The organism is Methanosaeta sp. UBA356, from assembly GCF_002496465.1.
In the GTDB taxonomy this organism is placed as follows: domain Archaea; phylum Halobacteriota; class Methanosarcinia; order Methanotrichales; family Methanotrichaceae; genus Methanothrix; species Methanothrix soehngenii.
The window spans coordinates 1-7983 of record NZ_DAKC01000058.1; the positions used below are offsets into that span (position 1 = coordinate 1).

Annotated in this window: 8 protein-coding genes and 1 tRNA gene; all 9 read left to right on the forward strand. The window is 53.8% G+C overall.

All coding sequences use genetic code 11. The annotated features are described in order from the left end of the window. The first annotated feature begins 294 nt into the window (after positions 1–294). Complete coding sequence (locus BP727_RS05080; protein WP_273278769.1) at positions 295–900, forward strand: 7-carboxy-7-deazaguanine synthase QueE; 606 nt, start codon at positions 295–297, stop codon at positions 898–900. A 173-nt stretch (positions 901–1073) separates the two neighbouring features. Further along, complete coding sequence (locus BP727_RS05085; RefSeq protein ID WP_273278771.1) at positions 1074–1433, forward strand: cyclophilin-like fold protein; 360 nt, start codon at positions 1074–1076, stop codon at positions 1431–1433. A 261-nt stretch (positions 1434–1694) separates the two neighbouring features. After that, positions 1695–1766, forward strand: a tRNA-Gly gene (locus tag BP727_RS05090). A gap of 409 nt (positions 1767–2175) precedes the next feature. Further along, positions 2176–3510 (forward strand): glutamine synthetase family protein, encoded by a 1335-nt coding sequence (locus BP727_RS05095; protein WP_013718098.1) that lies wholly within the window; start codon positions 2176–2178, stop codon positions 3508–3510. A 91-nt stretch (positions 3511–3601) separates the two neighbouring features. Further along, on the forward strand, positions 3602–4720 hold the full coding sequence (locus tag BP727_RS05100; protein ID WP_273278772.1) for a class II glutamine amidotransferase: 1119 nt from the start codon (positions 3602–3604) through the stop codon (positions 4718–4720). A 1-nt stretch (position 4721) separates the two neighbouring features. After that, positions 4722–6236: a glutamate synthase-related protein gene (locus BP727_RS05105; RefSeq protein ID WP_013718100.1), complete on the forward strand. Its 1515-nt coding sequence runs from the start codon at positions 4722–4724 to the stop codon at positions 6234–6236. Continuing rightward, the gene (locus tag BP727_RS05110) at positions 6233–7051 is read left to right on the forward strand and encodes a hypothetical protein (protein ID WP_286857685.1); all 819 of its coding nucleotides are present in this window, start codon (positions 6233–6235) and stop codon (positions 7049–7051) included. Before BP727_RS05105 ends, BP727_RS05110 begins: the two co-directional genes overlap by 4 nt. 11 nt (positions 7052–7062) lie before the next feature. Then, positions 7063–7500: a 4Fe-4S binding protein gene (locus BP727_RS05115; protein ID WP_013718102.1), complete on the forward strand. Its 438-nt coding sequence runs from the start codon at positions 7063–7065 to the stop codon at positions 7498–7500. Next, positions 7497–7916, forward strand: a complete 420-nt coding sequence (locus tag BP727_RS05120; RefSeq protein ID WP_013718103.1) for a 4Fe-4S dicluster domain-containing protein — start codon at positions 7497–7499, stop codon at positions 7914–7916. Before BP727_RS05115 ends, BP727_RS05120 begins: the two co-directional genes overlap by 4 nt. The last annotated feature ends 67 nt before the right edge of the window (positions 7917–7983 follow it).

Sequence of the window (7983 nt, forward strand, 5' to 3'; positions counted from 1 at the left end):
CGACTGGGTGGCTGAATAGTTACTCGAGAAATATGGCGAGAAGTGTTCGCGAATTAGTGATTATTGTGGCGCATTCTAAAGTCATCGTTAACGGAGAAAAATGATCTGGCTTGGCCTGGAAGCAGAGGCTCAAAGTCAACTCTTTTTTTAGGCACCAACGACATCGGCCAGGATAAAGGATTATATGGGCTATAAGATAAAGGATCACAAGAGAATAAGAGATATGCCCGGAAGCGCTATAGGAAAGACGCAAATATGGATCAGTTCAAAACCAATGACTATTGATCCGGTAGCATGAAGCTGATTGAGATATTCCGTTCATTGCAGGGTGAGGGCCCGGCTATGGGAAGGCCGGCTCTGTTCATCAGGCTCTCGGGATGCAATCTGAATTGCAAGGGATGCGACACCGATCTCAAGCCCTCACTAGATCTCTCCATCCTTGAGCTGCTGAAGAGAATTGAAGGCCAGGGCAAGAGGGTGATAATAACCGGCGGTGAGCCAACCTTGCAGATGAATGAGTTGGTAGATCTGATCTGCAGGCTTTGCAGCCGGGGGATGGAGATTCACATCGAGAGCAATGGCACCAATATCATTCCCCTGGAGATTCTGGAGAAGATTCACTGCGCAGTGGTGAGCCCCAAGAAGGGATCGGACTTTAATCTCGGCTTTTGGGCGAATAAGAGCAATGTCCACCTCAAATTCGTCCTCGGAAAGCCCGATTGGTGCTGGAATGAGGAGGAGCTGAAACAACTCATTCCCATTCTCGATCGAGAGAGAGTATGGATAATGGCCTATGGGGCCGACCAGGGAATGCAGAATGCTAGTGAGGCCTGGGACCTGGCGCTGAAGCTGGGAACAAACTACTCCGATCGCCTGCATATAAGATTAAAAAGAAGCTGATAGGGGATGGATCCGCCCGCAGGGAGTAATCAGAAGGGTATCTAGGCACGGGCGGTCTAACTCATAGTAATGTCGGTGGATATGAATAGCTTGGCCGTGCAGTGCGAAAGTATTCGCAAGGATGGGATGAGAGAGGACAAGTCAAAGCAAATGGACATGACAGTGAGGGTTTAATGAAGGCGATTATAATCGAGGTCTATGGAAAGGGGAGCGCCTTGGCAGAACTGGATGAGCGAAACCCCATCATCAGGGAAGCCATATGGCAGGCTCTGCCGATAGAGGGCAGGGCCATCCTCTGGGGCGAAGAGGTCTACTTCGATCTGGATATGAAATTGAAAGATGAGAATCCATCGGCTTCTTCAGAGGCAGGAGACATCTGCTACTGGTCCCCAGGGCCTGCATTATGCATATTCTTCGGCCAAACCCAGCCCTATTCCAGGGTCAACCACATCGGAAAGGTGGTGCAGGGTCTGGACCTATTCGAAAGGATCAATGCAGCAGACCGGATAGTCCTGAGGAAAAAGGAGCTTTAAGGCCAAAAAAGAGCTTGGAGACCAGACCCTTGTTAAGACCACCCAGGAGACATGTTAGGAAGCAAGCGACGATGGCGGGGGGGCATCATTTCTCTTTCTCCGAGCGGGCAGGGGTGCGCAGGGAAGTAATATGCCAGTTAAGGGGAAGAGGTTTCTCTCCTGCCCCAAAGGGCTGGTCGAAGCAGAATGGGCCTGAATCCTATAACCTTTAAATATTGGAAGCCATGAAAGGGAAGCACGTCGTAGGTTCTGCGACAAGGAGCGGCTGTGGTCCAGCGGTTATGACATGAGCTTCCCAAGCTCGTAACCCGGGTTCGAATCCCGGCAGCCGCACCTGGTATATTTTTGGCTTTGATGACCCAAGAGAGCACCTGGGCGGGAGCTATCAGCCCATCGGCCAGGATTTCGCAGGGGCAAACCTCACCGTCCCCGCCGGCTCAAATCAGGTCCCCGGCCTTGAGGAAGCGCTTAAAGCATTCTTGAATAAGGGCTAAGTGGCCGGGCGCATATAGTCCATTTTCCCATTCTTTTTTTTCATCACCCGCGCTTTTAAATCCCAGAGCATTTTCTTTCCGATCACTTTTTATTATGAGTTATTCATAGCCATCATATTCCTTTTCAATACAATTGCACGCCTTAGAAATGAACAACATGCGATCATAAATTTTCATAATTTTTCTGCCTTATTCTCAAATATCTATAAATTCCGCTTAACGTTACCTTCTATTTGGAGGTAAGAAAAATGGCCCTGCAAACAAGAAATAAAGAGGAAGTCTTTGAGGCAATAGACGAATTTAATGTAAGATTTGTCCGAATTTGGTTTACAGACATACTGGGAATCCCCAAGAGCTTCGCCATCAACCCCAATGAGTTAGATGGAGCATTCTCAGAGGGCATGGGCTTTGATGGCTCATCCATCGAGGGCTTCGCCAGAATTCACGAGTCGGATATGGTTGCCAAGCCCGATCCAACCACCTTCCAGCTCATCCCCTGGAGGCAGCAGGAGAACGCCGTGGCCAGGATGTTCTGTGACATCCAGAACCCCGATGGCACCCCGTATGAGGGCGACCCCAGAAATGTGCTCAAAAGGAACCTCAGCCGAATCAAAGATGACGGCTATAGCTTCCTGGTAGGCCCGGAGCTGGAGTTCTTCTACTTCAAGGGAGAGAACAACACCGATGTCCTGGATAACGGCGGATATTTCGACCTGACCACGGCAGACAACGCCACTGACCTGAGGAGGGACACCATTCTCGCCCTGGACTCCATGGGCATCGATGTGGAGTACAGCCACCACGAGGTCGCTCCCTCTCAGCATGAGATCGACCTTCGGTACAAGGATGCCCTCTCCATGGCGGACACGGTGATGACCTACAAGATCACCGTCAAGGAGATCGCCCGCAGATACGGCTATCATGCCAGCTTCATGCCCAAACCCATCTTCGGCCAGAACGGCAGCGGAATGCACGTCCACCAGTCTCTCTTCCAGGGCAAGAGGAATGTGATGTTCGATCCAGGCAACGAGTTCAATCTATCCGATGAGGGCAGATACTATATCGCCGGCCTTCTCAGGCACGCTCCCGAGATCACTGCCGTCACCAACCAGTGGGTTAACTCCTACAAGAGGCTGGTCCCCGGCTACGAGGCTCCCGTCTACATCGCCTGGGCAAGGAGGAACAGATCCTCTCTGGTCAGAGTGCCCATGTACAAGCCCGGAAAAGAGGCGGCCACGAGGGTGGAGTATCGCAGCCCGGATCCGGCAGCCAATCCCTACCTGGCCTTCTCTGTCATGCTGGCCGCAGGGCTCGCCGGCATTGCCAACAAATACGATCTCCCCTCGCCCCAGGAGCAGGACATATATCACATGACTGATGAACAGAGGGCGAAAGCAGGAATCACGTCCCTTCCCGGCAGCCTGAACGATGCCATCCACATCACCGAGAAGAGCACCCTCGTCCGGGAGGCTTTAGGCGAGCACGTCTTCCGGGCCTTCATCGCCAACAAGAGGGCAGAGTGGGATGCCTACCGCATGAACGTCACCCAGTGGGAGCTTAACCGCTACCTTCCACTACTGTGAGCATTCTGGGGACGAATCTGGCTGCTCGATTAAGCCCCGGGGAATCGTCTATAAGAGATAGCAAGGTCGATGACTGGAGTTTTTGGTTGCTATGCCAAGGAACAGAAGAGAGCTTTACAATAAGGAGATCTGCGCTTGCTCCATCTTCGGGGCAATGAACCGGGATGGTGAACGCTTCAACGCTGCCGGGGTCATGAAGGCCATAGCCAACATGCATGTGCGGGGCAACGGCCTGGGCGGGGGCTTTGCAGCCTACGGCATATATCCGCAGTATCGAGACTACTATGCCTTCCATCTCATGTTCAACGGCAAAACCCTCCAGTCCCAGATATCAGCCAAAGCAGAATTCGAGCAATACCTCAACCAGAGGTTCGATGTGGTCCATGATGAGGAGATCCCTCACCGCCCTCAAACCCAGCTTCGAGATCCCCCCCTGATATGGCGCTACTTCGTCTCCCCAAAAAAAATGGGAGAGGACGCCAGCCTGTCAGACGACGAGTACGTGGTGAGAACGGTGATGCAGACCAACAGCAGAGCAGAGGACGCCTACATATTCTCCTCTGGAATGAATATGGGCTGCTTCAAGGGAGTGGGCTATCCTGAGGAGATCGGTGAGTACTTCATGCTCGACCAACTCTACTCTGCCTATGCCTGGACGGCTCATGGCCGGTTTCCTACCAACACCCAGGCCTGGTGGGGGGGAGCCCATCCCTTCAGCCTGCTGGATACGAGCGTGGTGCACAACGGCGAGATCTCCTCTTACGGCACCAATCGCTGGTACCTGGAGATGTACGGCTATGCCTGCACCCTTCAGACCGATACCGAGGTCATAGCCTATGCTGCAGACCTGCTCCTCAGAAGGCAGAGGATACCGATGGAGATCGTGGCCAAGATCCTGGCCCCGCCCATCTGGAATGCCATCGATACCATGAATGAAAAGGAGAAGAAACTCTTCACCACACTGAGAATGGTCTATGGCCCCCTGCTTATGAACGGCCCCTTTGCCATCATCATCGGCCAGACAGGCAGGCTGATTGGCCTGACGGACAGAATCCGGCTCCGGCCGATAACAGCAGCCACCAGAGGGGAGATGTTCTATCTCTCCAGCGAAGAAGCGTCGATCAGACTTATCTCGCCGGAATTAGACTCCGTCTGGACGCCCAGCGGAGGAGAACCGGTAATATGCGAACTTAACAGCAGGAGGGTATAAGATGAAATCATTCGTCTTTCCCCAGTTTCAGATCATCAGAGACGAGGCAAAATGCGGCCAGTGCCGGGGTTGCGAGAGGCAGTGCGCATTTGGCACCCACACATACGATCCGGTCAGCGATCGATTGATATCAGACGACAACAAGTGCGTTGGCTGCCAGAGGTGCGCCATCTTCTGCCCCCGTGATGCCATAGTGGTCCGGCCAAATCCGTCATTCTACCGCCCGAACGCCTCCTGGTCTCGGGAGAAGCTGGAGGACGTTAAAAAGCAGGCTGAGACTGGCGGGGTGATACTGACAGGATGCGGCAACGACAAGCCCTTCAGGATCTACTGGGACCACATGGTGCTCAATGCCTCTCAGGTCACCAACCCCTCGATAGATCCTCTGCGGGAGCCGATGGAGCTGCGCACCTTTCTTGGTGCCAAGCCTGACCTGATGGATTTCAAGGTAAAGAACGAGGAAGTGGAGATTGCCACCCAGCTCTCACCCAATCTGATGGTGGAAATGCCGATCGTCTTCTCCGCCATGTCCTTCGGAGCAATCAGCTACAATGCCTTCCTCTCCCTGGCCACAGCGGCCAGCAAATTGGGGACCTACTTCAATACCGGCGAGGGGGGGCTTCCCAGGGAGATGAGAGAGAAATTCGGCAAGCATGCCATCGTACAGGTAGCCTCCGGTCGTTTCGGCATAGATGCCGAATACCTCAACTGCGCCGCTGCGGTGGAGATCAAGGTAGGCCAGGGGGCTAAACCTGGAATAGGCGGTCACTTGCCCGGAGAGAAGGTCTCTGTTTCCGTCTCCGCCACCCGGATGATCCCAGTGGGCACAGACGCCATCTCCCCGGCGCCGCATCATGATATCTACTCCATCGAGGATCTGTCCATGCTCATCCACGCCATCAAAGAGGCTACAAACTACGAGAAGCCGGTATCGGTCAAGATCGCAGCTGTGCATAACTTCGCCGCCATAGCAGCGGGGATCGTTCATGCTGGCGCGGACATCATTGCCATCGATGGCCTGCGGGGGGGCACCGGAGCTGCTCCCAAGGTGATCAGGGACAATGTGGGAATACCCATTGAGCTGGCCATATCCTCTCTGGACCGACGCCTCCGCCAGGATGGCATCAGGAACAGGTGCTCGATCATCGCCGCTGGCGGAATTCGCTGCAGCGCAGATGTGATAAAAGCCATAGCCCTGGGTGCAGATGCCACCTATATCGGCTCGGCAGCTCTCATTGCCATGGGCTGCAATCTCTGCCAGAAATGCTACACCGGCAAATGCAACTGGGGAATCTGTACCCAGGACCCGCGTCTAGCAGGGCGGCTGAATGTGGATATCGCCTCCCAGCGGCTGGTTAACCTCATATCTGCCTGGTCTCATGAGATTCAGGAGATGCTGGGGGGAATGGGGATCAATGCCCTGGAGAGCCTGCGCGGAAACCGTGACCATCTGCGGGGCGTGGGCTTATATGAATGGGAGCTGGATGTCCTGGGAATAAAGGGTGCGGGAGAATGATTCAGGATAATGAGATCTCCCTTATCCCAACAAATATCATGGCTTCAGGAGGTTTGTTTTTGGGAGCGGTTGAGATCAATGCCGACGGGCTCCAGACCAGAGATTTGAACGACCGGCTGCGAGATATGATGCTGGCCGGCAAGAGAAAAGTGATAATCAGAAATGTATGCGGCCAGCGATATATTGGCACCAGACTGTACTCGCCAGAGAGGCACCGGATGGAGATCGATATCTTCGGTACTCCTGGAAATGACCTGGCTGCCTTCCTCTTCGGTCATAGGCTGGTCGTGCATGGCAATGCTCAGGACGGGGTTGGAAACACCATGGATGATGGAGAGATTGTGATTGAGGGTAGAGCGGGAGATGTCTTGGGCTTTTCCATGCGTGGAGGGACGATCTATGTGCGGGACGGCTGCGGCTACAGGACCGCTCTGCATATGAAAGAGTACGAGGGCAAAAAGCCGGCTCTTGTCATAGGCGGGACGGCTCAGGATTTTCTGGGCGAGTACATGGCAGGAGGGACAGTCATCCTCCTGGATCTCAAAGGTCAGGGCCACAGGGCGAACTTCATAGGATCAGGTATGCATGGCGGGACCATATATCTGCGGGGCTCAGTGAACCGCTCTCAGGTAGGAGATCAGGTGGAGATCTCACCGATTGATGAAGCCGATCGGGGGATTTTAGACCAGTATGTGTCCGGTTTCATTGAAAAATTCCCTGATCTCGAACTGATTCCTGAAGAGGTCCTGAAGGATGGTTTCGTCAAGCTCATCCCGAGATCAAAGAGGCCTTATAGCGATCTATATACCTATTGAAGAGGGATTAGATGCCAGTTTATGTTGATATCAGCAGATGTATAGGATGCCGGTCCTGCGAGGTGGCCTGCGATCGGGTGCATGGTGGCAAAGGGCATGTGAATGTTCATTTTGTAGGTAGTCTGGCATCAGTACCGGTCTTCTGCCATCACTGTGAGGATGCCTGCTGCACCATGGTTTGCAGTACCGGAGCCCTGCATAAAGAGGGGGATAAAACGGCTTTTGATGTGGACAAGTGCACTGGCTGTGGCCTGTGCCAGCTGGCCTGTCCCTTTGGGGTTGTACGGACGGACAAAATCGCTCATAAATGCGATCTGTGCTCGGGCCAGGAGATGCCGACATGTGTTATGACCTGTCCAGCCAATGCCTTGAGCCTGGATTTCGATCTCGCCAGCCGCAGGGCTCGCAACCGTGCGGCCATGTTAATCACCAGGGGAGGCAGAGCATGATAAAAGTTGATCCAGGCAAGTGTCTGGGCTGCCTGTCCTGCTCCAACGTCTGCCCCAACCAGAACATCGTCCTTCTACAGAGCGCTGATACCAGAACCGTTCACTGGAAAAAGTGCAAAGAGGAGTGCGATCTTTGCGTCGAGTTCTGTCCGGCCAAGGCACTGGCTCTGGTGGCTTATGATGAGCTTGTCCCAGAGTCCGAGATCTCCTTTGAACTGGTGGCCTGCAGGGTCTGCGGATCACGATATGCCACCTTGCCCATGTTGATGAAGGTCGAGGCTTCCCTTCCTGCAGGGATGCAGGAGGATGCCAGCGGCCTGGAATGGATCCGGATCTGTTCCCAATGCCGGCGGGATATTGAGGCGGAGAAGGCGGCCGGACAGGTAATGAAGGAGAGAAAGAGGATTAGCCCCTGAAGGAGTATCCGATTCGCTCCTTCAGGCTGGTTTTATTTCTGTCTTGCTTAGGGCTTGACGCTAAATA